Here is a 26,674-nt window from a genome sequence, read left to right as displayed (position 1 = left end):
TAAAAAGGATTAACCTTTTTGAACAGCTGCTACTTCTTCAGCAAAGCTCATTTCTTGAGCTTTCTCGATACCTTCACCAACTTCTAGACGTACGAAATCAGTTACTGTAGCGCCTGTTTCTTTCAAGATGTCACCAACAGTTTTCTTAGGTTCCATGATGAAAGCTTGGCCAGTTAGAGAAACTTCGCCAGTGAACTTCTTCATACGGCCTTCAACCATCTTCTCAGCGATAGCTTGTGGCTTGCCTTCGTTCATTGCGATTTCAACTTGAACTGCGCGCTCTTTTGCTACAACTTCAGCTGGTACGTCAGATGGGTTAACGTATTCAGGGTTAGATGCTGCAACGTGCATTGCAATGTGCTTAAGCGTTTCTTCGTCGCCGTTACCAGCAACAACTACTGCGATACGAGTACCGTGAGTGTAAGTAGAAACCTTATCACCAGCAATGTATGCTACGCGACGGATTGAGATGTTCTCACCAATCTTAGCTACAAGCTCGATACGTGCTTCTTCAAATTGTGCTTGAAGTTCTTCAACTGTTGCGTGGCTAGCAAGTGCTGCATCAGCAACAGAGTTAGCGAATGCAAGGAAGCTACCGTCTTTAGCAACGAAGTCAGTCTGGCAGTTTACTTCAACAAGTGCTGCTTTACCGTCAGCATCTTTGATGATGATAGTACCTTCAGCTGCTACGTTACCTGCTTTTTTAGCAGCCTTAGCAGCACCGCTCTTACGCATGTTTTCAATTGCTAGCTCAATATCAGCGTTAGCTTCTACTAGTGCTTTCTTACAATCCATCATGCCTGCGCCAGTACGTTCACGCAGTTCTTTAACTAGGGCAGCTGTAACTGTTGCCATGTGATAATCCTCAGATTTGAATTCGTTAAGTAAAAATCAGGGGCCAAATCGGCCCCTGGTAACCATTCTTAGTTTACGCAAGGTAACTTAAGATGCTTTTATGTAAAGCAGCAGGCTATTAAGCTTCAGCTACGAAACCGTCTTCTTCAGCTTGAACAGCGATATCTTGGTTACGAGCTTCTTTAACAGTTTGAGCTACAGCACCAGTGTAAAGCTGAATCGCGCGGATTGCGTCATCGTTACCTGGGATAACGAAATCAACGCCGTCTGGATCAGAGTTAGTATCAACAACAGCAAATACTGGGATACCTAGGTTGTTAGCTTCTTTGATTGCGATGTGCTCACAGTCAGCGCCGATTACGAACATTGCGTCTGGTAGGCCGCCCATGTTCTTAATACCACCTAGTGATTTCTCAAGCTTTTCCATTTCACGAGTACGCATAAGCGCTTCTTTCTTGGTTAGCTTTTCGAAAGTACCATCAATAGATTGAGCTTCAAGTTCTTTAAGACGCTTGATTGATTGACGAACAGTTTTCCAGTTAGTCAACATACCACCCAACCAACGGTTGTTTACGTAGTACTGGTCACAGCTGATTGCTGCTTCTTTGATTGATTCGCTAGCTGCGCGCTTAGTACCAACGAAAAGAACTTTACCTTTACGTGCAGCAATTTTTTCAATTTCAGCTAGTGCTGCATTGAACATTGGTACAGTTTTTTCTAGGTTGATGATGTGTACACGGTTACGAGCGCCGAAAATGAATGGCTTCATTTTTGGGTTCCAGTAACGAGTTTGGTGACCAAAGTGTACACCAGCCTGAAGCATGTCGCGCATTGATACAGTTGCCATTGAATAATCCTCTATGGGGTTAGGCGTCCACATATCCCATCTTAAAACCGACCCGATAACAGCGTATAGCCATTGTTACCTAAAGCAGATAACTGAGCACCCCGGCAGATGTGTCGATATGTGTGAATAATAAAAAAGTATGTGTAATCCAATCAAGTTGCACCATTACTGACCTTAACTTGACCTTATAAAGGTTAAATTATTGCTTATAACAGAAACAAAATCACTGTTTACGGCGCGCTTTATACCATAGAACGACCAATAAAATCCAGTCAAAATTGGATATGAGAACTAATCTTATCTTTCCTTTAACCCCTTGCGACTGGTAATATAGTCTCACACAGAAACATACAGATTGAGACGATTTTATGAGCATTAAGATCAAAACGGCTGAAGAAATTGAAAAAATGCGTATTGCAGGCCAACTAGCTGCTGACGTATTAGAAATGATCGAACCGCATGTAAAGGCAGGTGTGACGACAGAAGCGCTAGACCAAATTTGTCATGACTACATCACACAAGTTCAACACGCTATTCCAGCACCGTTGAACTACCACGGCTTTCCTAAATCTGTGTGTACCTCTATTAACCACGTTGTTTGCCATGGTATTCCTGCATCAGCAGATGAAATTGTTGTAGAAGCTAACGGCAAATATAACAAGCCCGCAGTATTGAAAGATGGCGACATCATTAATATTGACGTGACAGTGATTAAAGATGGTTACCACGGTGATACTTCAAAGATGTTTGAAGTAGGTGAAGTATCTCTTGAAGACAAACGCCTTTGTCGTGTTGCTCAAGAAAGCCTTTATCTGGCAATCAAAAAAGTAAAACCGGGTGCGAAAATTGGCGACCTAGGTACCGCCATTCAGAAGTTTATCAAAGCTGGTAGCAGTCGTTTTTCTATCGTAAAAGATTACTGTGGTCATGGTATTGGTAATGAATTCCATGAAGAACCACAAGTGGTTCACTACAAAAATAGTGATCGCACAGTGATGAAAGAAGGCATGTGTTTCACTATTGAGCCGATGATTAACGCAGGCAAGTTCAGTTGTGAATCAGATGAGCAAGATGGTTGGACTGTTTATACTGTTGACGGTAAAAAATCTGCACAGTGGGAACATACTCTACTTGTAACTAAAGATGGTTGTGAAATCTTAACGCTACGTAAAGAAGAAACATTACCGCGTCTAATGCATAACGCCTAATGCACTATCTGCCTTGTGCAGTAGCTAAAATCAAAAAAACCGACCTTTTGTGTCGGTTTTTTTATACCTAGCGATACTGTTCGCCATTCGAAATGGTTATAGTAAATACAAGATCCTTCTACCGCACGGACAGCAATGACAGATATTTTAGCGACGCAACTTTCTGATTACCTCGACGATGCCATCACTCTTGACAGCTTACGCAATGCTCTATCCCATTTTGCTGATGAACAAAAACGACAATTTAAGCAGCAAAAATCCATTGTTAATTTAGTGACTGAACGCAGTCATTTTATCGATCAATTATTGATTCGATTATGGCGTTTCTATGGCTTTGAACAGCAGCCTGATTTAGCCTTAATTGCCGTTGGCGGTTATGGTCGAGGAGAGTTGCACCCCCTGTCTGATGTTGACCTATTAATATTAAGTCAACATCCATTAACAGAAGACGTTGCGGCTAATGTAAGCGCACTAATAACATTATTATGGGATTTGCGTTTAGAGGTCGGTCAAAGTGTACGTACGGTCGAAGAATGTATCGCGGTTGGTAAAGACGATCTGACTGTCGCCACTAATTTAACTGAATCACGATTTTTATGTGGTAATCAGCAAACCTTTCATCAATTAACTGTCGCCATTAATTCCCCCCAATTTTGGCCGAGTGAAATCTTTTATCAAGCCAAAGTTGAAGAACAACGGATTCGCCATGCCCGCTATCATGACACCACCTATAATCTTGAGCCTGATATCAAATCAAGCCCCGGTGGCTTACGTGATATACATACTTTAAGCTGGGTTGCACGCCGTCATTTTGGCGCCACCAGCTTATTAGAAATGAGTCATCATGGTTTTTTAACCGATGCTGAATATCGTGAACTGGTTGAATGCCAAAATGCATTATGGCGAATTCGGTTTGCGCTTCATATAGAATTACGTCGTTATGACAATCGATTAACGTTTGATCACCAAACCTCAGTCGCAGAGCATCTCGATTATCATGGTGAAGGTAATCAGGCTGTCGAAATGATGATGAAAGCTTTCTACCGTATTTTACGTCGAGTGGCTGAGCTCAATAAAATGCTATTGCAGCTATTTGATGAAGCAATTATAAAACCCGATACTCGCCTAGCCCCTATCGTACTTAATGATGATTTTCAATTACGAGGCAACTTAATCGAGGCCACTAAGCCGGCCTTATTTCAAGCCCGTCCTGAAACCATTCTGGATATGTTTCTTCACATTGCACAGAATTCAAATATTGAAGGTATTGCCGCACCAACATTACGTCAATTGCGCACCGCTCGACGCCGTCTCAATCGTTTCCTGATTGAAATTCCCGCCGCACGTGAAAAATTTATGGAGTTAGTTCGTCAACCCAATGCACTTCAAAAAGCATTTCAATTAATGCATCGTCACGGAGTAATTGCAGCTTATTTACCACAGTGGAGTCACATCGTAGGTCAAATGCAGTTTGATTTATTTCATGTCTATACCGTTGATGAACACAGTATTCGCGTAATAAAAAATCTGCATAAATTTAACGATCCTAATCACCATTCACAACATCCGATTTGTTGTGAGGTTTATCCACGATTAATCAAAAAAGAAATCCTAATCTTAGCGGCAATATTTCATGATATCGCCAAAGGTCGCGGTGGTGATCACTCAGAATTAGGCGCAGTTGATGCTTATGATTTTTGTATCGAACATGGCTTATCTCACCCCGATGCAGAAACTGTAGCATGGTTAGTCCAAAAGCACTTATTAATGTCAGTCACAGCACAACGACGTGATATTTACGATCCTGAAGTAGTGGCAGAATTTGCTAAACAAGTCGGTGATGAAGAACATCTAGATTATTTAGTGTGTTTAACCGTCGCTGATATTTGTGCCACTAACCAAGATTTATGGAATAGTTGGAAACGCACTCTACTCGCAGAACTTTACTACTCAACCCAAAAAACATTGCGCCGTGGATTAGAAAAAACCCCCGATATGCGTGATCGCATTCGTCATAATCAACAGTTAGCCTCGGCAATATTACGTGGTAAAGGCTTTATGCCACGCGATATTGAAGTACTGTGGCGTCGTTTTAAAGCAGATTACTTTCTCCGTCATACGCATAAACAACTCGCATGGCACGCTCAGGCACTCCTAAAACATACGAGCGATAAGCCTATTATACTAATAAGTAAGAAGGCGACCCGTGGTGGCACTGAAGTATTTATCTATAGTAAAGATAAAGCCAAACTGTTTGCAATTGTCGCCTCAGAGCTGGATAAGAAAAATTTAAGTATTCATGATGCTCAAATCATGAACAGTAAAGATGGCTATACATTAGATACATTTATGGTGCTCGATCCTAACGGTAAAGCCATTAATGAAAACCGTCATACCGGGATCATTCGCAATTTAACCAAAGCCCTTACTGCCATGAAATCTGAACGTAAAATTCGCCGCGCACCCCGTAAACTACTCCATTTCAATGTACCAACTAAGGTTGAGTTTTTATCAACTAAAACTGGACGAAAAACCATGATGGAGTTAATTGCATTAGATATGCCTGGGCTATTAGCAAAAATAGGGGCGGTATTTGCAGATCTTAATGTAAGTTTACAAGCGGCTAAAATCACTACCATTGGTGAACGTGCTGAAGACTTTTTTATTATTGTTAATGAGACGGGCGGGCGCTTAACCAAAGAACAGCAACAGCTATTACGTGAAACATTGATCATCACTATCAATAAGCATGCTTAACGACAACGGAAACAACACCGTATGCAACTACGGTGTTGTTCTTTTTTATAATAATGGTCACTGCAATGATGTTATGCCGCAGCTTGCTCTGCACTTGTAATAAATTGAGAAAACCATGCTTCAGCGACCTCTAACGGCTCAAAATGAACACCAGCATCAATCTCTAATCGAGGTTGAACAGATTGAGAATGAAGCTCCGTTAGTAACGTATCAAATTTACGTCCCGCACCACAAAAACGATCTTCACCATAACTAGAATCACCCAGAGAAATTACACCATAACGTTGTTTAGGTAATAATGGGAATTGATCCTTTAGTGCAACGTATAAAGGAAGGAGATTCTCAGGGATCTCACCTTGGCCGGTAGTAGAGCTAATCACTAACACCGTATCAGCATCATAAGCCATAAAATCATCTAATGTTGAATCAAAGAAAATCTCAACTTGCGTCGATGCTAACTTAGCCGCTAATGCTTCTGCTAACGCTTCTGCTCCACCATATACAGAGCCTACAAATATGCCTAACTTATTCATTGTCCGCTCTCCTTTGCTGTCAGACGCCCTCAATAAAGGACTATTACCAATCTGGCAACTACATCAAAAAAAAGCAAGTTATGCTGTAAATTTAAGCTGATAAATTTGCACTACCGCCCATTAAGAACCATCAAACACTCTTTTATATTATGTATCTAGCAATAATGATGGCGCCCAATTAAATGTGCTCATAACCCGTTGCCAAACATCATCGACATCGGCACGAATATCAACAGCAACACCAGTCACGGGATGAACAAATTGTAAACGGGATGCATGTAACATTAACCGATGGCAATCAAGATTTTCACGGAACATACGATTATGTTTGCCATCGCCATAATTTACATCGCCAATCATATGATGATCTAAATGGTGCATGTGGCGGCGCAATTGATGCTTCCGTCCTGTTTCTGGTTCCAATTTTATTAAGCTATAACGACTAGTCGCATAACGCCCTACCGCAATATCAGTCTCGACAGTGGCTAATGGCGCATAAGCAGTCACGGCTGATTGTGGCTCTTTATCTTCAGTGGCCTTTTTATCAGCAATTTTATCTAACATCACTTTGAGCGGATAATCTAATATTGCCGCTTCTTTTATCCAACCTCTCACAACTGCATGATAGGTTTTATGCATTTCTCGCCCAGCAAAGACCGGCATCATCATGGCTGCTATTTCACTAGATAAGCCAAATAAGAGTACCCCTGATGTTGGTCTATCTAAGCGGTGCAATGGAAACACATGCTGACCAATTTGATCGCGTAAGGTCTGCACCACAAACACCGTTTCATGGCTGTCTAACCAAGAACGATGAACTAACATACCGGCCGGTTTATTAACCGCAATTAACGTATCATCTTGGTATAAAATTTCCAGTTCCATTCGACTCACTTAGTATTTAAACAGTTGATCAATTTCACGAACAATCGCCACAATAGCTATTATTCCAGCCTGATTTTTCATTGCTTCTTCAACATAAGGGGAAATAGCAAACTGAGTCGGTAGCGGTAAGCGTTGTACGACTAAGTAACGTAATTTAGGAATGAAAATCCATTGTAACCATTGATGACAATCTAAAGTATCAATCGCAAAAGGTTCAATACTCGCTAAAGCTTGCGGCTCAGGAACAATCGTTTCCCAATAATGATATTGTCGTAATGTATTTTCTAATTGAGTGAGTAATTGCTGACTTTGATGATACTTATCCACCATAACCCCTCTTTGTTGATAATAAAAACGGCGCAGGATAGCATTTTGGCTCAACAGCCCCAACTATATTATGGTGATCAGCCACCTATTCACAGGTATGCTGAGTTAATACGATTACTGATACTGAATAAGCTAAATTGAAGGAGCTTTATTTATTATGTCCATGGAAACCTTTCATACTTTAACCCAATTGCTTGATAACGCTGGTTGTCGTTATAATATTTTTGATTTAGGTCGCCGAGTAAATGAAATTAATAACGACCAATTTAAAGCAGTTGAAGAAAATCGTCAGCCTTATCCATGGCCACTTCAGCAACATGCTCATATTGCAATTTCATTTTGGCAACATCAACAACCGCCTTGGGTATGGTTTTTACGTTTACCACTTGATGAACGAGGATTATTAAAACAAGCGGCTGTCGGTGATTTTATTAAGTATGTTATTGAAGCAATGGGGGCAAGTTTAAACGGTACTCCAACCGAAGAAGAACAACAAAAGCTTGCTAATAACCCTTATACCTTTAAGCCTAATGACGATAAAATGGCGATATTTAATGCGCAATTACGCGTATTGCTATCGTTACCACCCAGTCAATATTATGCTGATGCACAAGCTTACTTATCTGGTCAACAAGATTGGCAGCAATGGCAACATATAGGTTTACAAGGTTTAGCGGATATCTGTGCTCGTATGTCACACCACAATAACGCAACCTTATTACGTAAAGCATTAAACCATCTGCCAATGACACCTTTGTATGCACTGCTAGGCTGCCTTGAGCATTGCTCTATTCCAATGCCACTAACACAACGTATAACAGAGCGATTAACACTAGAATACCAACAGCAGCAACCTGATTTATTTTTGATCGCCGCCTTAATTCGTGCTCTTGCTGGTAGCGCCCCGCAACAACTACAACAAACCTTAACCACTATTTTACAGCAACCTGCACTATGCCATCCTGAAGTACTCATTGCGATTAGTGGACGATGTTGGAGTGGCCTTACTGTTATAAATATCGCCTCATTATTTTTATTACGTTTAGCCGAAACCCAAGATCAGACATTGTTTAATCAGCTATTTACTGATTTAGTCATGCAACCATTATTACGTGGGATCATGTTGCAAATCCTGCATGGCCAAGCTGATCCTGCTCTTATTAATGCGATTCAAAAATTACAACAACATGCTAGAAATCACTAATCATATTCATCGTTTATAAGGACTTTTTACGCTATGGATAACCTGTTCGGTATTTTAATTATTGCTATTATCGGTTTCGTATTTTGGCAACAACGGCGTCAAACTGAATTAGCACAGCATTACATTGAGCAGCGTTGTAAAAATATGGGCTTACAAATGATCAGTTTTGCTCGAGGTAAACAAAAACTCAAAGATCATCATGATGAGTGGGGATGGCGAACAGTGTTTGTGTTTGAATTTTCTGCTGATGGAACGGATGTGTATCAAGGTTATATTGAAATGAAACGCTTACGGGTGAGTTATTTTTATGTACCGCCGCACCGTATTCCAGAAGGCAGCGATTATTAACTTTGCTGTAAAAAAAGAATGGGCGCGACAATAAATATTGTCACGCCCTTAGATATTACTTTTGCAGCAATCCAGCTACTGTAGTGCTCCCTGCTATCAATCCTTGATATACAAATCCCCAGGTAAATCTTAACTTCATCCTAGAAGTCATTCTTCGGTAATCCCTGACCCATCAGTATGTCCGATACTGACTCTCTCTCTCTAACGAGGTGTCCTTGATGTTCCTAACTCCATAATGAAGTCAGTCCCAATTCCATCCTAGAATATTGTTATCCTAACAAATAGATATCCTATCTATTGCCCTCAATCCTAGAGGATCCTATGCATCCAGCAAGATGATAATCCACACCACCTATTGCTCATCCTGAGCGGCCAGCTCCATGGCTATTCCTTAATCCTTGTCAGCTCCAGCTGATGAACTCATATTACCTTATTAAAAAAATGACGCAATAATAAATAAACCATTAATTATAATTCACAATCCTTCATATTTACAGATTATGAATAACTTACTGATAGATAATAATATTAATTTTCAATTACGATATTCGCTGCTAAGAAAACAGAAAAAGTCCTACACATCCGTGAGAGATCTCTTACAAATTCAATAGAAAAACGCTATCTGCGTGAGGTGTGAGGTGTGAGGTGTGAGGTGTGAGGTGTGAGGTGTGGATAAAAACAAATCGCCTTGAATGAATCAAAATAAATTTATCACGCCTTCGTTATAAATTACATTTTATCAAATCCACAAAAAAGAGCGGGCGCGACTTTCGTCGCGCCCTAAGGTCTTGCTTGCAGCTATCCCGCTACTATGTTGCTCCCTGCTTCCTTCCTTTGACTGCTGTGTTCCGTCAGCATTGTCCTTTTTACTTCATCCTAAAGTTGTTCCAGCGGCCATCCTAACCCGTCATCACATCCTGTTCTGACTCTCATCTCCTTCCTGGAGGTGTCCTTTACTTCATCCTGAAGTTGTCCTAATGTCTTCCTGACCAGTAAACATCCTGTTTACTTATTATCGCATCCTACGATATTCCCTTCACATTCCATGTTCGATAAACCATCCTAGTTTACCAATATCTCATCCTGAGACTGCCTGAATCCGTGGCATTTCCTGTTCCGTTATGTCGTATCCTTTCGACACCACTAATACTATGTGAATAACCTAATAAATCCCATATAGAACAAAATATCTTTTTTACTTGCTTATAATCAAATTAAATAAAATTAAATATAAACAACTTAAAAACAATAGGTTAAGTAAGGCGCGGGGGTTATATGTATATTACTATTATGCTTATCTCCCACAACTTTGTAAGAGATCTCGCACACTGCGAGTAGTTAAAAGCCATTCATCATTTATCATATTTAAATATATGAAGCAAAATATTGTTATTATTCAGACAAATAGGTGTGAAGTGTGAAGTGTGAAGTGTGAAGTGTGAAGTGTGAAGTGTGAAGTGTGAAGTGTGAAGTGTGAAGTGTGAATAAAAACAAATCGCCTTGAATGAATCAAAATAAATTTATCACGCCTTCGCTATAAATTACTTTTTATTAGATCCACAAAAAAGAGCGGGCGCGACTTTCGTCGCGCCCTGAGGTCTTGCTTGCAGCTATCCCGCTACTATGTTGCTCCCTGCTTCCTTCCCTTGACTGCTGTGTTCCGTCAGCATTGTCCTTTTTACTTCATCCTGAAGTTGTTCCAGTGGCCATCCTAACCCGTCATCACATCCTGCTCTGACTCTCATCTCCTTCCTGGAGGTGTCCTTTACTTCATCCTGAAGTGATCCTTTATGCCTCAATCCTAGAGGTGTTCTTACTTCATCCTGAAGTTATCCTAATGTCTTCCTGACCAGTAAACATCCTGTTTACTTATTATCGCATCCTACGATATTCCCTTCACATTCCATGTTCGATAAACCATCCTAGTTTACCAATATCTCATCCTGAGACTGCCTGAATCCGTGGCATTTCCTGTTCCGTTATGTCGTATCCTTTCGACACCATGAAGATTACTCTTTTGATTATTATTCACAATATATGCTTAAATATTATTTAATTTATTTTTTCACCTAACAAACAACAAAAAATATAATATCAATATTAATCAACCTATTAAGTAATAATAAGTGGTCATAATCTATAATAAAAAGCTTAATCTCTTACATGCGTGTGAGAGATCTCTTACAACAGCATTAGCAATTTGTCTAAATTGCCTATTTACACCGATAGCCACAATAATCACACTGTGAGAATAGCTTGTTAAATGAAGCACAACAACACATGCAAATTAATGTGAAATGATTGACCAACGAGATACTTTACTTCGAAAATAAGCTCAATCTTTACTAAGGAATTATTATGTCAACCATTACTCAAGAAATAGAGCAAGTAATAGCAAGCTTAGTGGCAGAAAAAAAACAGCCCTCAACGGCATTAATTAAAGCGCGTTTAACGACACCATTACCAATTCCGGTGATCATAAAAGCATTACAAGCATGGCAAAAAAATGCCAAGGTACCTTATATAGAAAAACAGCAACTGGTGTTAACAAGCGAACAACGTATTGAACAGCTTGAACAACAGATATTGTCACTTTCAACCCGTCTAGCACGATTAGAAGCTGATCGCTAATAATAAAAAAGCACCTTTATGGTTAGGTGCTTTATTCATTATTACTGAAAGTTCCACGATATATTAGACACGATTCGACAACGGTCACATTTAAAATGAAACAAGCCATGCAATGCTTCTGGCACTCGCCATTCGCCACCACAACATGGACACTTTCTAGCTAATTCAATGGCTTTACTTTCACCACCAACACGGTACTGATAGTAATACGTCGGTACTTCAGTGGTCATTTCGATATGACGACATAATTCGCGCCCACGAATGAATAATTCACTGTCTATCTCACCAATTTCAGCTAATGCCATGCTAACTGCAGTCGGACTTTTAATTGCCATTTGAATTTCATCAAATGCTTGCCACTCGGTTTGCCATTTAATGATCGCTTTATAGTCATCATTTGTCGTTGCCCCCGTTTGATATAATGGGATCGGTAATAACGTATCGCCACTACGCAACGGCGAGCAACTATGAACATAAGTGGTATAAAGCACTTGCCATGATGGTGAAAAGCTTTCAGCGACTGAATCTGAATTAAGATCCACCCCTAATATTTTTATTTTAGGCGCCAGCAAACATGCATTCGTTAATTGTTCATAGCACTGATTCACTTGTGGGCTATTATAGCGAGAATGAAGGCTTTCTTTTTCGGGACACACAACCCTAACTCGAAAAATCCCCTCATCAATAACGACAGGAAATTCACGACCAAGGACTTGACCGTTATAGCGCAACATATCCATTAAGCCATTAATGGCAGTATCAACTTGTGATAAAGTCGTATTATCAAAACATTCAAATTGTAACTCAATAACAAACACGTGTTATACCTCGACCACTAACGGCTGCAATTGCTGTAAAAATGTTGCTACATCATCAGCTAATGGCTGCCGAATATCTTTACCTAATGTCTCTAATACCACTTGCCCAGTTAAATTACAGATAGAAATGACTTGTGACTCATCATCCACTACGGCAATAAATACAGTCGGTTTAAGCTTCATTCGACGTTGAGTCACTAAGTGACCTAAAATATTTTGTTGTAAGCGATCAATATCATCATCATTAAATGCTTGTAATAAATCCAATGATAAATCACCAAACATAGCGCTCATATCACCGCTATATTGTGAACAATAAAAAGCATTAATATCACTATGAAGTAATAAATCCATGCCTTTCTCGACCCCATCCAAACGAATACTTGGCTGGCGATCAATAGGTTTCCAAGTCACATTTTGACCATTATCAACAACAACACAGGGTGAAATAAGCCCCACTAAATGCTCACTTTCTGGAAAACCGCGATCTGCATCACACCATGCTTGTAAATAACGAGCAGAAAAATCAGATAAAGCGCAGGTAACAGGATGATTCATTCGCAACCTCATAAAAGATTCAGTAAACTTTAGGTTTAAACCGTTTCGACGGACATCTATTCTAATCCAAGAGTGTCATAGACAGTATGAGTAAATATAAAGACGCTAAAGAATTAGCAGGTTTAACCCTTGGCAAAAAAACAGAGTATAAAGATCAGTACGATCCTTCACTACTGCAACCTGTACCAAGAAGTTTAAACCGCACCGATATTAATATCAGCGATGATTCACTGCCATTTACTGGCTATGATATTTGGACATTATACGAATTATCTTGGCTCAATAAAAAAGGCTTACCACAAGTTGCAATTGGTGAAGTACGTTTACCAGCATCAAGCCCAAATCTTATAGAATCAAAATCGTTTAAATTATATCTAAACAGTTTCAATCAAACGCGCTTTGATAGCTGGCAAGATATTGCAGATACTTTGCAAATTGATTTATCCGGTTGTGCTGGCGAAGATGTTGATGTCACAATTCAGCCACTAACTGACTTTAATGATCAACCGATTGTTAATTTTTTTGGTGAGTGCATTGATGATCAAGATATTGAAATTAATGACTATGTCTTTAAGCCTGAATACCTAAAAGGTGCCGCTGATAACAATGATGTTGTAGAAGAAATTGTTCATAGCCATCTTTTAAAATCAAACTGTTTGATTACTAACCAACCCGATTGGGGCAGTGTTCGTATTGCCTATAAGGGTAATCGTATTGATCGCGAAAAATTACTGCGTTATATCGTTTCATTCCGTAATCACAATGAATTCCATGAACAATGTGTTGAGCGTATTTTTAACGACATTATGCGTTTTTGTCAGCCTGAATTGCTAACCGTTTATGCGCGTTATACTCGCCGTGGCGGTTTAGATATAAATCCATACCGTACCAATATGGGTAAAACGCCAAGCGATAATTTCCGTCTTGCACGTCAGTAATTAGATCCTAACGACGAATTCAACATTAAGTCCGGTAAAAACCTTTACTTTGCTGGACTTGATGTATTAACCCAGTAAAATCAACACTATCTTGTGTGTTATTCTGCTGCTTTGAGATTATATGAATTTTCGTGGCCTATTTCTTTCTGGGTTAGTATTACTAACAATTTCATTTGATCTACAAGCAAAACTTTATAGCTCACCAACCCTCATTGAAGCCCATAGTTTATTGGTTAATCAGCCAGAGCGAACGCTCACTATTACTCAAAACTATTTGGAACAACGACGTCTAAGCCAACCTCAAGATCCATCACGCATTCATCTTAACGGTGAGGCTGATCATTCAACACGAACACCACTTAATACCATTAATGCTCTACAGCTCCAAGCTCAGGCTTTGTCACTATTACAACACCCAGAACAAGCCATTAGTATTATAAAAAAAGCAGAAAAAATCGCGTTTACTAATAATCTTATGTTTAGTGTCTTTGAAAGCCGTATTTTACTTGCTAAATTTTACTGGGTTAACCTAAATAATAGTGCAACAGCCCTAAAAATGCTCAATACTCTTAGCGCTGAGATGAAACATTCGCAACCCATAGCTCTAGCCAAACAACTTCAAGAATTAAAATATCAATCACTGATGCTGCGTGCTCTGATTGAATCCAATATTGGTAAAGATGATGCGGCAGAAAAACTATTTATCAAGGCCAAAAGTTACTTAGTTGTATTTGACGATAACGATGAGACGATTAACTATCAACTCACCTTAGGTCAGCATTATTTACGTCATCATCACTATGATATGGCTCTTGATCGTTTATTAAGTGGTTATTGGTTAGCGGTTGAAAATGACGATCAACCCCAAATTGCTCGCGCTAACTATGAACTGGCGCAGCTATTTGAGGAACGCAACGTCTTTGATAAAGCATTAGAACATGCAACTCAAGCTGGCGAGTTTTTTGAGCGTTATAAACGTACTCAACAATTAGCAAAAACATTAACCTTAATTGCTTCTATCTATGAGCAACAAGGGCGCTATAACCTCGCATTAGTGCATTACTTTAATGCACTAGACCAAGAAAATCAGCTTAAACACGATGTCCGTTCCGCAAGTTTACGCTTAAATATTGCACGGGTATATTTGCATTTATATAACTACGCCAAAGCAGAGCAATACATTGTTCAAGCTCGTAATCTTGCCCTTCAAGGTGGTAATGAAAATATTGTCGCAGAAAGCCAAATTCTACAAGGACAATTAGAGCAAGAAAAAGGAAAGTTAGATGATGCCATTACCTCATTACAAGCGGGATTAATCTCAGCAAGCCGCATTGGCGCAACAAACTTACAATTAATGGGTGAGTCAATATTATCGAAGGCGTTTGAAAAACAGAATGATTATTACAACGCTTTACTCAGTCAACGTCGCTATGAACAGCTATATGCAGGCAAACAAAAAAGTGCGACCAAAAGCAATACTGAGGTATTTAAGCAACAACAAAAAATGATGGAGCGTTCACTTAAACTTGAAGAAATGGAACGTGAGCAATTCATCAATAAAAATGCACTGTATAAACAACAACAAATATCTTTAGCCCTTGTTGGGGGGTTAGTGATTTTATTATTGCTATTATGGCGTCGACAACACATCAATAAACAAATAAAACAACAGCTTACTAAATTAACTACTGATTACTATACCCACCCACGCAGTGGCTTACGCAATCTACGGATGCTTAATGCTCGCTTAGCAAATTCTCTCCAACAAAGCAGCGCTAACTTTGAACAATGGCACCTTGGTGAAATAATTAATGAACCGTTAAGTGATCGATTACGATTTGCCTTATGTGAAGTGTCATTTTTAAAAAATATTTATTTAGAAAAAGGTTATCAACAAGGGCTAGCAGCAGAAAAAGAATTTGGTGATTATTTACAACAGCAAGTATTAGAACCTGCACGTATTTATCATTTTTCCGATGCGATGTTTTTATATATTGAGCCTAATGCACGTTTAAGCTGTGATCCAAAACAACTTGCAGACTCAATCCAGCAATTAATTGATAATTATACCTTGCCATTAGGTATCGAAAGTTCATTACAAATAGGTATGGCAGAATACCCCTTTTTGCCACGCTCATATACAGCGATCAATGATCAGGAATTAATTGATATTTTATTAATGACTGTTGATGCAGGTATTGGCCTCAATAACAAACAACCAGGCAATCACTGGGTGCACTTATCCGCAATAGATGCAGCTCCTGCGGCCAGTTTTGTGAGCAATAATATTCGCCGTTCTTGTATTGAAGGAATAGCAAAAGGATTAGTAAAAGTTCGTAGTTCAACGAAACATGAAATAAATTGGAACTATGATCACAACCTTAACAAAGATATCAATTAAATACACAAACACATCGATACTTTGTAAAATATCACTAACTATTGTATTTTATTTTTGGTAGCATGTTTAAATATTAACAGTAACATTATGAATTAAATGACTTTTAATTGTATTAATGCAGATGCATAACCAATGACAGATATTAGTGCCATTGTTGCCGAAGTCAGTATTCTAAAGCAGCAATTAGACAAGTCTCAACTTTCTTACCGTGATTCTAATCTTAAATCGCGGCGTGAAATTGTAATATTAAAACGTCTGATCACTCGATTAACCATTGCTTGTCGAGGTATCGATAACGATCTTGATAGCATATTACAATCGATAACTCATGATCTTGAACAACCATTAGATATCAGTCGACTCATTCCTCGTTTAGCGATGGTTGAACGTCTGGTTATTCAACAAGCGGATGTGATCCTGCATCAAAATCAGTACTTACAACAGCAAATTAACCAACATAGTCATAGTCTCTCTCATTTTCAAGATTTGCCCGCATCCTTACAACAAGATTTACACCACCTTTTCAACCAACAACCAACAACATTATTAGATAATCATCATCGTATCGTTCACTTACTTGAACTTTATGGGCGCGGTATCAAATTAATGGCGACCCGTAACAATATAACAGCGCAATTAAATGATGAGCATAAAAAAAATTTTGAAATAGAATTGGTCGCGGAATTACAGCTCATTATCACTGAGATAGACTTTACTAATGAACAAGGTCAACAACTGTTTACCATTCGAAATCAATTAGCACAGGGTGTCGATCAACAAACCTTACTGGCATTATTATTACAAGTTTTACGGCTAATTGTGTCAGGCACCAATGCTGAACGTCATGCCTCACAACGGTTTCTAAATACATTAAATAGTGATTTAGCCTCACTACACAACAATACAACAAAGACAGTTAATTCTTTTACTGTTTTACACCAACATCGATGTGACTTTAACAACAACATTTCAACTATTGCTGCCAAGATTAATCGAGAAATTGACCTAAAAAAAGCAACAGAAACAGTCTCGTCATCATGGTTAAATATTGCCCATGAATTACACCAGTTAGCACAACGTAATCATCAATTAGAACAACGAGAACAAGCATTAATTGAACAGTTAAATCACAATGATAATAAAGTACTACATTTACAAGAACAAACTTATAGTTATCGCCAACGTTTAAGCCAACAAGAGCAAAATATTTTTCGCGATAAACTAACCTTAACCTATAATCGTAGTGCATTTAATGACCGAATTGAGCATGAATATCAACGTTGGCTTCGCTACCAAAATCCATTACTTCTTGTACTGATTGATATCGATAATTTTACTCATCTTAATGAAAACTATGGTCATCATGCTGGCGACAAAGCCTTAAAAATTATAGCCCAAACGATTAGTCAACAGCTGAATCCAACTGACTTTATTGCGCGTTTTAACGAAGATGCTTTCATATTACTAATGACAGATATTAATCAGCAACAATGCCATCAAGCAATGGATAATATTCGCACTGCAATCATGCAATTACCATTACACTTTAAAGGGGAAAGTGTTTCAATGTCAGTGTCGATATGTAGCTCTTTCTTTAAGACAAAAGACACACCGAACAATGTAATACAACGCATTGAAACAGCATTACGCCACAGTCAAGGTCAGAGCTGTAATACAATTATTCATCAAGATTAATCACACGTCATTACGATATTCATACCAGCATTATATTCTGATATTAGTTAGCATTTACTGGTCAAAAATAAATTCACTGTGTATGGTAAGAATAGAAAAAAAATTAATTTAACATGTTGTTCTTTATTTAATTTTATCGCCAGCCTCGTGGTGATTACAGTTTATTGCTGTTTTGTATTAATAAATGAACATGCTATTTCATCATTACCAGGGAGGTTATTATGATAACGCATATCAGTCCTATCGGCGCCATGAACCTATTATCACAAATAGAAGCCGACAGCTTAAAAGCAACCGCATCGAGTGATCTCTATCGCCTCTATCGTAACTGCTCACTGGCGGTTTTAAATTCTGGCAGCCATACTGATAACTCCAAAGAATTACTTGAAAAACACCTCGATTTTGCAATTAACTTACTCCGTCGTGAACGTGGTATTAAAATCGAACTGGTTAATCCACCAGAACATGCTTTTGTTGATGGCCGTATTATTCGTGGCATTCAAGAACACATGTTTTCAGTGTTACGCGATATTATTTATGTCGATATGCATATTGCTCGTCGTAATGATATTGATCTTGCTAGTGCGCCCCATATTACTGATTTTGTATTTAGCTTATTACGTAATGCTCGCACCCTACACGCAGGGGAAGATCCTAATATTGTTGTCTGTTGGGGCGGCCACTCAATAAATGCAATCGAATACCAATACACTCGTGAAGTGGGCAATGAATTAGGCTTGCGTGAACTCAATGTTTGTACTGGTTGTGGACCTGGCGCAATGGAAGGGCCAATGAAAGGTGCTGCCATTGGTCATGCCAAACAACGTTACTCTGGCAGCCGTTTTATTGGGTTAACTGAACCGTCAATTATTGCCGCAGAGCCACCAAACCCAATCGTTAATGAATTGGTTATTTTACCTGATATCGAAAAACGCCTAGAAGCCTTTGTGCGAGTGGGTCATGGAATCATTATTTTCCCTGGCGGAGCCGGTACGGCAGAAGAACTACTGTATATCTTAGGGATCTTAATGCATCCCGATAACGCAGAGCAACCGCTACCATTAATCCTCACCGGACCTAAAGAAAGTGAAGCCTATTTCCGTACTCTGGATGACTTTATTCGTGACACATTAGGTGAGGCCGCAACGCAGCATTATCAAATTATTATTGGTGATCCTGCAGAAGTTGCACAAGTAATGAAAGCATCAATGGCGCGAGTAAAAGAACATCGTTTAGCTACTGGGGATGCTTATTGCTTTAACTGGTCACTGACGATCCCTGAAGATTTCCAAATGCCCTTTGCTCCAACGCATAAAGCCATGGCGAGTTTAGATTTACACATGGATCAACCAATAGAAAAACTAGCCGCTAATTTACGGCGAGCATTTTCAGGTATCGTCGCGGGTAATGTCAAAGAAGAAGGTATTCATGAAATAGAGCAATATGGTCGCTTTAAGATCGATGGTGATAAAGTACTGATGCAACGCATGGATAAGCTATTGAAAAATTTTGTCGAGCAACAACGAATGAAATTACCTGGCAGTAAATATGAGCCATGTTATGAAATCGTTAACAGCCATAATCAAATAAAATAATAGCGTTATTTGATCATAGTATTGCGTACAATAAGGAGCCTAAGTGCTCCTTTTATTTATCTATATAGAATTAATTTATGGCTATCCACCTTGTTATTATTGATGCATTAAATCTTATTCGTCGCGTCCATGCAGCGCAACCGGGGCAACCCGATGTCGATAACACCGCCAGAGTATGTTGTCAGGCATTACAAAAAATCATTAATAGCACCAAGCCAAGCCATATTGTTGCGGTGTTTGACCATAATAGCGATGATCGTGGTTGGCGAGCAGAACTTCTACCACATTATAAAGAAGGACGTAAACCCATGCCGCCTGAACTGGTAGCGGGTATGGATAGTATTCAAGATGCGTTTATGGCAATTGGTATTGACTCATTATTATCTGATGGTGACGAAGCAGATGATTTAGTTGCAACTTTAGCCTTAAAAGTCGCCTCTCGTAATGAGCAAGTCACTATTGTTTCAACCGATAAAGGTTATTGTCAGTTACTGCAGCCTACATTACGTATTCGTGATTACTTCCAACAACGCTGGCTTGATAGTCTATTTATTGAAAAAGAATATGGCGTAAAACCACAGCTATTAACTGACTACTGGGGACTCGCAGGAATTAGCTCCAGTAAAATTCCAGGCGTTGCTGGTATTGGTCCTAAAGCGGCAGTCGAATTATTAAGCCTTTACCCTAATCTTGACGCAATTCTCACTGCCACTGATCTTGCACCTAAATGGCAAAAGAAAATTGTCGGCAATGAAGAGACCGCTCGTGCATCAAAAGCAGTGGCGAGCTTAAAAACTGATTTAGAACTTGGTTTTAATTTACAAGATATTCGTTATCACGAAGCGAATTAATATTCATTGAGCCTAACATCTAATGATAAAAAAACGCCACCCTTATAAGGATGGCGTTAATAATAATCCGCTACACTACATAAAATTAATACGCAGAACGATTATCTAAACGTTGAATATGCACCGTAATTTCTTCACGATCATGGTATAGATGTTTTGCTTGAAGCTTAAACTTGACACCATTTTTAATCAGCAATACTTTTAGATTTTCAATATCTTGCAGTACTTCATCATAACGGCCTTTCATCGGCAGTTTAAGGTTAAAAATAGCTTCTTTTGCCCATGCTTTAATTAACCACTCACCAATAAGGTGTGCCACTCGAGCAGGTTTTTCAATCATGTCACACACAATCCACGTAATATTCTTACGTGCAGGCTCATATTTAAAGCCATCAACCGCATGGTATTTAACTTGACCGGTATCCATTAAGCTTTGCGCCATTGTACCGTTATCAATCGCGTGAACGAACATTGAACGTTTCACTAATTGGTACGTCCAGCCACCTGGACAAGCACCTAAATCCACACTCCACATACCAGGGGCTAAACGCTCATCCCACTCTTCACGAGGAATAAATACGTGAAATGCTTCTTCTAATTTCAATGTTGAACGACTTGGCGCATCAGCAGGGAATTTAAGACGTGGAATACCCATAAAGAACTGTGAGTTATTTTGCGGGTAGGAATAACCAACAAAGCAACAACCAGGAGCAATAAAGCACACGTGTAATACTGGCTTTTTATGGTTATCTTTAACATATAAAATATTACGTTTACGCATGGCTTGACGTAATGGCACTGTAAACTTACGACAGAACTTTAATAGCTCTTTCGCTTCATTAGTATCAGGCGTTTCAACGCGTAGATCACCACAGATAGGAAAGTTTTCACCAATTGCTTCTAAGATAGGTGAGATACGATCATCTGCAGGTAAATCTTTAAGCATTGTTGACGTTGCTACCATTTGACGTGCAAAAATCAACTGTGAAAATGACTGTAATTTAATGAATTTATCAGCATCACCTGCTTGATAAAATTCAAATAACACATAGCCTGAATTGTTTTTCACCCGAGGGAAACCAAACAATTCCAGCGTATTTGCTTTGTCTTGAACCTCTCCGGCACATTCTTTTTCAAAGCCAGGACGACAGTACAATAAAACTTGATTCACGTTGGAACCCTCAAGCTGAACGCCAGGCGGCTATTGCAAGCATCACCCAGCCAATAATAAAACATATTCCGCCCATCGGAGTGATAGGAGCAAACCATTTAATGCCGGTTAAAGCCAATGCATATAAACTGCCACTAAAACAGATTATACCAAGGCCAAAAAACAGCGCCGCGTATGATAACGCTTTTGATGGCAAAAAGCGTGACAATATTCCACAAGCTAATAAAGCTAATGTATGCCATGCCTGATATTGAACCCCAACTTTAAACACATCTAATAAATAAGGTGCTAAGCGATGGCTTAAACCATGAGCGGCAAATGCACCTAAAGCGACCATTATCACGCCACTACAAGCAGCAAACATCAGCATTAATCGCGATTGTTGACGTTGTTTAGCGGTTAATTCAATAGCCATTAACACGCTCCTTTTATACCGACACAGTCTTTAATAAATTGTGCCAATGCCTCGATAGCGATGGTAATATTTTCAGCTTCAGTATGACCTGATGCCTTACGCGGTTTAAAACCGTGATCACCATCAGCTAAAAATTGATAATACACTTGCGTTGAAAAAGGCCACTGCTCCACTTCACTACGCACGCCAAAGGTGTCGCGTTCACCTTGTAAAATCAAGGTTGGAACAGTTATTGTTGCAAGATGATCGCCGCGATAATTTTCTGGCTTGGCTGGCGGATGAAAAGGAAACCCAAGACAAGCAACACCACACACTTTTGAGGCACAATTATTTACCATTGGCGTATCAGCAGCAATATCCGTTACCATTAAACTCGCCATACGTCCTCCCATTGATTTACCACCAATGACTAACTTGCCATTATCAAACTGTTCAATATGGATTTGAAAATCAAGTAATAATTTAGGTTGACGATCTGGCGGACGCTTTTTACCGTCTTCCGCACGCTTGATCATATACGGGAAATTAAACCGCACGACTTGAATATTATGCGCCGCTAACCCCTGCGCAACAGTGGTCATGAACACATGACCCATCCCCGCACCAGCACCATGAGCAAATAAAAACGTTGCTACTGCATCGTCAGTATCAGGACCATCAATCAAATATTCAGACTTCTTCAATGACATCTGGCATATCCTCTTGCTCTTTACGGGCTTTATTCAAAATCCAATCACGGAAAATTTGAATACGTCCAGTGTCGGCTTGTTTTTCCTGACATACAAAATAAAACGCATTTTTACTTACCAGAATCTCATCAAACGGACACACTAATCGTCCCGCTTCTAATTCAGGTTGAGCCAAAACATTATTGCCTAATGCGATACCTTGGCCATGAGCTGCAGCCTGCAACACCATGGTCGAATGACTAAATATCGGTCCTTGATTTACGTTAACGTCTTTCACCTCATAGTGACGAACATAGTTTTTCCACTCTTTACGAGAAGTGTCATGTAATAACGTATGTAATTTTAAATCTTCAATGGTACGTAATGGTTTAGTGCCAACCAATAACATTGGTGAACATACCGGCATCATAAATTCTTGATACAACTTATCAGCACGTAAACCAGACCAATTACCTCGGCCATAATAAATCGCGACATCAACATCATCAGTCAGTGATCCTTCATCAAGATCAACCGCTTTAATACGGACGTCTATTTCAGGATGTTGCTCATTAAAATCAGTTAATCTTGGTACTAACCATTGAATCGCAAAACTAGGAGGTAAACTAATGGTTAATGCCCCTTTTGAGCCCCTTTCAAGTACCTTATCTGTCGCATCTGAAATCGATGAAAAGATATCTTTAATATCAAGAAAGTAACTTTGTCCTTCCTCAGTTAATAGTAATGAACGATTACGGCGACGGAATAATTTTAACCCCAAAAATTCCTCTAAGGCTTTAATTTGATGGCTAACTGCGGCTTGAGTAACAAACAATTCTTCAGCTGCTCGAGTAAAACTTAGATGCCTTGCAGCAGCTTCAAACACCTTTAATGAGTTAAGCGGAGGTAAACGTCTAGACATACTTTTCGATGCTCTCTAATGCATTAGTTTTTTTCATCTCAAACATTATAAATTGTCCATTGTTTAAGTGCTATATAAACCCTATTATTCGTTCCGCAATGTTGATTAACATTTTGTGTTTTGCCCTCTGGCTAACCGCTCAATCAACATTGCGATGTTGTGTTTGCATATTGTCCGGATCCTGCCGGATTGGTAGTTATCTACCTCTTTACTTCCTGTATTTTGACTGATAAGTCGAAGTAATTTTTAGCACTGCGCCCCAACGCAGTGCTATTTTTTTATTTATCAAAAATCATCGCAACACTTGCTCTTCTTTGCATTTATTAGCATCATCGATAATTCAAATTTCTGTAATGTGACCCGCTATGACCATACCATTCGATATCAAACAAATTCAAACCCAATTCCCAGCACTGCAACATTTAGATGATGCGCCGCGGGCGGTTTATTTAGACAGCGCAGCAACAGCACAAAAGCCTGCGATTGTTATCGATACCCTAAGTCACTATTACAGCGGCTATAATGCTAATGTGCATCGCGGTAACCATCGCTTAGCGACTAACGCAACCTTGGCATTTGAACAAGCAAGAACAACAGTACAACACTTTATTGGTGCGGCGAGTCCTAAAGAAATCATCTGGACTCGTGGCGCAACGGAAGCATTAAATCTCATTGCCCAAACCTATGCCCGCACTCACTTACAAGCTGGTGATGAGATTCTAGTCGGGGAAATGGAACACCATGCCAATATAGTGCCTTGGCAGATGGTCGCTGAACAAACTGGAGCAAAAGTCGTTAAAATTCCGATGCGCAATGATTGCACATTAGATACCGATGCTTACCTACAGTTATTATCAACAAAAACAAAGATCGTGGCTGTCGCCCATATTACTAATGTAACGGGTACTCGAAATCCCATAGAATCAATGATAGCCGCCGCTCACCAATATGGCGCTGTCGTTGTTATTGATGGTGCACAAGGAATAGCGCATGAACAAGTAGACGTTCAAGCCCTTGATGCTGATTTCTATGTGTTTTCAGGCCATAAAATTTATGCTCCAGCAGGTATTGGTGCGCTTTATGGCAAACAAGCACTGCTAGAAGCAATGCCGCCATGGCACGGTGGTGGCAAGATGGTTGAAAAAGTATCATTTAGTGGGACTAGCTATGCGGCTTTACCCGGGAAATTTGAAGCAGGTACACCCAATGTTGCGGGTAGTTTAGCACTTGCGGCTGCCATTGAATGGTTACAAAACATTGATCGCCAAGGCGCAGAACAACACATTGCTGATTTACGTCAACAAGCGCTAGATGGCATTAAAGATATTGAAGGGCTACGTATTATTGGTCTTCAGCCAAATGCGAGCTTATTCTCTTTTGTTGTCGAGGGTGTTCATCATCAAGATATTGCAACCTTACTTGATCAACAGCAAATTGCGTTACGGGCTGGTCATCATTGCGCCCATCCAATGCTGGATGCACTAGGCTTAACAGGAACATTACGAGTATCATTAGCACTTTATAATGATCAACAAGATATAGCGCGATTTATTGCCGCACTGCATAAAGCCTGTGATTTATTATAGTTGCAGCCAAGGAATCTAAGATGAATACCACTATAACGCTTCCTCAACACCCTTTTGGCACTGAGATCACAGCGACTGATATTATTGCCCAAATGCAAATCGCAACAGGATGGGAAGATCGCTATCGCAATGTTATTCAGCTAGGTAAAAAATTACCACAACTGGATGATAGCTATAAGCAAGATCAACTAAAAATCAGTGGCTGTGAATCACAAGTTTGGTTACATCACCAAGTTATTGATGATCACTATTACTTTATCGCTGACTCAGATGCTCGAATTGTACGCGGCTTAATTACCTTAGTACTTGCAGCTTATCATGGAAAAACAGCGGCACAAATTAGTGCTTTTGATATTGATAGCTACTTTGATAGCTTAGGATTAATTGCCCATCTGAGCCCTTCTCGTGGTAATGGTTTAAAAGCGATTGTAGAGCAAATAAAACAGCTTGCCCACTAAGCTCAAACCGATAATAACCTGCAAAATGAAACACAAAAAAAGCGGATCAAATCGATCCGCTTTTTATTTTTTACTACGGTTTAAACAGCATCGTTATTGACGATACTTTTCAATCAGCTTCTTAATAATATGTGCGACCGCAACGAAACCAAAACTTGCAGTTACAACAGTTGCCGCACCAAAACCACTAGCACAATCCATCCGTTTCGGACCTTCAGCCGTCGCTTTTACCGCACACACCGAACCATCAGCTTGAGGGTATTTCAAATGCTCGGTTGAATAAACACAATCGATACCAAATTTACGTTTAGGATTCTTAGTAAAATTATGATGCTGACGCAATGTCTCACGTAACTTTCGAGCCAATGGATCTTGAATCGTTTTAGTTAAATCAGTGACTTGTATTTGTGTTGGATCCGTTTGTCCACCAGCACCACCAATGGTAATAACCTTAATTTTATTACTCTTACAATACGCCAATAAGGATGCTTTGGCTTTGAGGCTATCTATTGCGTCTAATACATAATCAAATTCTTTTGATAAATACTGCGCTTGGTTATCAGCACTTATAAAATCATCAATTAAATTAACTTTACACTCAGGATTAATTAGCTGAATTCGTGCCGCCATCACTTCAATTTTGCTTTGACCAATAGTGCCTGTCATTGCATGAATTTGACGGTTGATATTAGTTACACAAACATCATCCATATCGATCAAAGTAAGCTCACCGATCCCTGAACGAGCCAATGCTTCTGCCGCCCATGAGCCAACACCACCGATACCAATCACACATACATGTGCAGCGCGAAGGATTTCAACTTCACTGTTACCATATAAACGGCGAGTGCCGCCAAAACGCTGGTTATAACTATCGGATGCTGGGGTATCTAATTCACGCATATTGGTTCTACACTGCCAGAGGTGGATAAACAAAGAGTGCGTTTTTATACGCACTCTGGTAACAATTGTCCAGTCAGAGCACAGAGATCACAACAGCAAC

Annotated in this window: 24 protein-coding genes; 12 read left to right on the top strand and 12 right to left on the bottom strand. The window is 39.5% G+C overall.

Going from position 1 to position 26,674, the window contains the following annotated elements; all coding sequences use genetic code 11:
• Positions 1 to 9 precede the first annotated feature (9 nt).
• Entirely contained in the window at positions 10 to 855 is an 846-nt protein-coding gene (gene tsf / locus OC457_RS03065) for a translation elongation factor Ts (protein ID WP_080175693.1), read from the bottom strand.
• Positions 856 to 973: 118 nt separating this feature from the next.
• A complete protein-coding gene (gene rpsB / locus OC457_RS03060; protein WP_036793406.1) occupies positions 974 to 1,702 on the bottom strand; it encodes a 30S ribosomal protein S2 in 729 nt (242 codons plus the stop codon).
• Between the two features lie 368 nt (positions 1,703 to 2,070).
• On the opposite strand from rpsB, the gene map reads away from it, so the two are divergent.
• Positions 2,071 to 2,910 carry a type I methionyl aminopeptidase gene (gene map, locus OC457_RS03055; RefSeq protein WP_080175694.1) on the top strand — a complete coding sequence of 280 codons (840 nt, stop codon included), beginning with the start codon at positions 2,071 to 2,073 and terminating at the stop codon, positions 2,908 to 2,910.
• 135 nt (positions 2,911 to 3,045) lie between these two features.
• Positions 3,046 to 5,667: a bifunctional uridylyltransferase/uridylyl-removing protein GlnD gene (gene glnD / locus OC457_RS03050; RefSeq protein WP_080175695.1), complete on the top strand. Its 2,622-nt coding sequence runs from the start codon at positions 3,046 to 3,048 to the stop codon at positions 5,665 to 5,667.
• Positions 5,668 to 5,738: 71 nt separating this feature from the next.
• Here the strand turns inward: glnD and OC457_RS03045 are convergent, their stop codons facing one another.
• The 3 genes from OC457_RS03045 to OC457_RS03035 form a co-directional block, all read right to left on the bottom strand.
• Positions 5,739 to 6,200 carry a flavodoxin gene (locus OC457_RS03045; RefSeq protein WP_080175696.1) on the bottom strand — a complete coding sequence of 154 codons (462 nt, stop codon included), beginning with the start codon at positions 6,198 to 6,200 and terminating at the stop codon, positions 5,739 to 5,741.
• Between the two features lie 147 nt (positions 6,201 to 6,347).
• Positions 6,348 to 7,085: a tRNA pseudouridine(65) synthase TruC gene (gene truC, locus OC457_RS03040; protein ID WP_080175697.1), complete on the bottom strand. Its 738-nt coding sequence runs from the start codon at positions 7,083 to 7,085 to the stop codon at positions 6,348 to 6,350.
• 9 nt (positions 7,086 to 7,094) lie between these two features.
• Positions 7,095 to 7,415 carry a YqcC family protein gene (locus tag OC457_RS03035; protein ID WP_306341394.1) on the bottom strand — a complete coding sequence of 107 codons (321 nt, stop codon included), beginning with the start codon at positions 7,413 to 7,415 and terminating at the stop codon, positions 7,095 to 7,097.
• Positions 7,416 to 7,569: 154 nt separating this feature from the next.
• On the opposite strand from OC457_RS03035, the gene OC457_RS03030 reads away from it, so the two are divergent.
• From OC457_RS03030 to OC457_RS03020, 3 genes are all read left to right on the top strand, one after another.
• Positions 7,570 to 8,616, top strand: a complete 1,047-nt coding sequence (locus OC457_RS03030; RefSeq protein ID WP_080175698.1) for a DUF3549 family protein — start codon at positions 7,570 to 7,572, stop codon at positions 8,614 to 8,616.
• 33 nt (positions 8,617 to 8,649) lie between these two features.
• Positions 8,650 to 8,964: a DUF3301 domain-containing protein gene (locus tag OC457_RS03025; RefSeq protein WP_080175699.1), complete on the top strand. Its 315-nt coding sequence runs from the start codon at positions 8,650 to 8,652 to the stop codon at positions 8,962 to 8,964.
• 2,358 nt (positions 8,965 to 11,322) lie between these two features.
• On the top strand, positions 11,323 to 11,595 hold the full coding sequence (locus tag OC457_RS03020; protein WP_080175700.1) for a hypothetical protein: 273 nt from the start codon (positions 11,323 to 11,325) through the stop codon (positions 11,593 to 11,595).
• A 41-nt stretch (positions 11,596 to 11,636) separates the two neighbouring features.
• Here OC457_RS03020 and OC457_RS03015 read toward each other — a convergent pair whose 3' ends face one another.
• Both OC457_RS03015 and syd read right to left on the bottom strand, forming a co-directional pair.
• Positions 11,637 to 12,413 carry a Zn-ribbon-containing protein gene (locus OC457_RS03015; RefSeq protein ID WP_080175701.1) on the bottom strand — a complete coding sequence of 259 codons (777 nt, stop codon included), beginning with the start codon at positions 12,411 to 12,413 and terminating at the stop codon, positions 11,637 to 11,639.
• A gap of 3 nt (positions 12,414 to 12,416) precedes the next feature.
• A complete protein-coding gene (gene syd / locus OC457_RS03010) occupies positions 12,417 to 12,971 on the bottom strand; it encodes a SecY-interacting protein (RefSeq protein WP_080175702.1) in 555 nt (184 codons plus the stop codon).
• Positions 12,972 to 13,057: 86 nt separating this feature from the next.
• On the opposite strand from syd, the gene queF reads away from it, so the two are divergent.
• From queF to xni, 5 genes are all read left to right on the top strand, one after another.
• Positions 13,058 to 13,909, top strand: a complete 852-nt coding sequence (queF, locus tag OC457_RS03005; protein WP_080175703.1) for an NADPH-dependent 7-cyano-7-deazaguanine reductase QueF — start codon at positions 13,058 to 13,060, stop codon at positions 13,907 to 13,909.
• 121 nt (positions 13,910 to 14,030) lie between these two features.
• Entirely contained in the window at positions 14,031 to 16,310 is a 2,280-nt protein-coding gene (locus OC457_RS03000; RefSeq protein ID WP_080175704.1) for a tetratricopeptide repeat protein, read from the top strand.
• Positions 16,311 to 16,442: 132 nt separating this feature from the next.
• Positions 16,443 to 18,005, top strand: coding sequence for a GGDEF domain-containing protein (locus OC457_RS02995; protein ID WP_080175705.1), 1,563 nt, complete (start codon positions 16,443 to 16,445; stop codon positions 18,003 to 18,005).
• Between the two features lie 221 nt (positions 18,006 to 18,226).
• The gene (ppnN, locus tag OC457_RS02990) at positions 18,227 to 19,600 is read left to right on the top strand and encodes a nucleotide 5'-monophosphate nucleosidase PpnN (RefSeq protein WP_080175706.1); all 1,374 of its coding nucleotides are present in this window, start codon (positions 18,227 to 18,229) and stop codon (positions 19,598 to 19,600) included.
• 77 nt (positions 19,601 to 19,677) lie between these two features.
• Entirely contained in the window at positions 19,678 to 20,451 is a 774-nt protein-coding gene (xni, locus tag OC457_RS02985; protein WP_080175707.1) for a flap endonuclease Xni, read from the top strand.
• An 85-nt stretch (positions 20,452 to 20,536) separates the two neighbouring features.
• Here the strand turns inward: xni and rlmM are convergent, their stop codons facing one another.
• The 4 genes from rlmM to OC457_RS02965 are packed head-to-tail and all read right to left on the bottom strand — an operon-like array spanning position 20,537 to position 23,627.
• Positions 20,537 to 21,622 (bottom strand): 23S rRNA (cytidine(2498)-2'-O)-methyltransferase RlmM, encoded by a 1,086-nt coding sequence (rlmM, locus tag OC457_RS02980; protein ID WP_080175708.1) that lies wholly within the window; start codon positions 21,620 to 21,622, stop codon positions 20,537 to 20,539.
• A 10-nt stretch (positions 21,623 to 21,632) separates the two neighbouring features.
• Positions 21,633 to 22,037 carry a DUF423 domain-containing protein gene (locus tag OC457_RS02975; RefSeq protein WP_080175709.1) on the bottom strand — a complete coding sequence of 135 codons (405 nt, stop codon included), beginning with the start codon at positions 22,035 to 22,037 and terminating at the stop codon, positions 21,633 to 21,635.
• A complete protein-coding gene (locus OC457_RS02970) occupies positions 22,037 to 22,726 on the bottom strand; it encodes an alpha/beta family hydrolase (RefSeq protein ID WP_080175710.1) in 690 nt (229 codons plus the stop codon). Before OC457_RS02970 ends, OC457_RS02975 begins: the two co-directional genes overlap by 1 nt.
• Positions 22,707 to 23,627, bottom strand: a complete 921-nt coding sequence (locus tag OC457_RS02965; RefSeq protein ID WP_080175711.1) for a transcriptional regulator GcvA — start codon at positions 23,625 to 23,627, stop codon at positions 22,707 to 22,709. Before OC457_RS02965 ends, OC457_RS02970 begins: the two co-directional genes overlap by 20 nt.
• A gap of 365 nt (positions 23,628 to 23,992) precedes the next feature.
• Here OC457_RS02965 and csdA point away from each other — a divergent pair, with 365 nt between their 5' ends.
• Positions 23,993 to 25,213, top strand: coding sequence for a cysteine desulfurase CsdA (gene csdA / locus OC457_RS02960; protein ID WP_080175712.1), 1,221 nt, complete (start codon positions 23,993 to 23,995; stop codon positions 25,211 to 25,213).
• Between the two features lie 20 nt (positions 25,214 to 25,233).
• Positions 25,234 to 25,671, top strand: coding sequence for a cysteine desulfurase sulfur acceptor subunit CsdE (gene csdE, locus OC457_RS02955; protein WP_080175713.1), 438 nt, complete (start codon positions 25,234 to 25,236; stop codon positions 25,669 to 25,671).
• Between the two features lie 93 nt (positions 25,672 to 25,764).
• Here csdE and tcdA read toward each other — a convergent pair whose 3' ends face one another.
• On the bottom strand, positions 25,765 to 26,574 hold the full coding sequence (gene tcdA, locus OC457_RS02950) for a tRNA cyclic N6-threonylcarbamoyladenosine(37) synthase TcdA (protein WP_080175714.1): 810 nt from the start codon (positions 26,572 to 26,574) through the stop codon (positions 25,765 to 25,767).
• Positions 26,575 to 26,674: the final 100 nt, after the last annotated feature.

This window comes from Photobacterium toruni, from assembly GCF_024529955.1.
Lineage (GTDB): Bacteria > Pseudomonadota > Gammaproteobacteria > Enterobacterales > Vibrionaceae > Photobacterium > Photobacterium toruni.
This window is presented reverse-complemented; position numbering and strand designations above follow the sequence as displayed.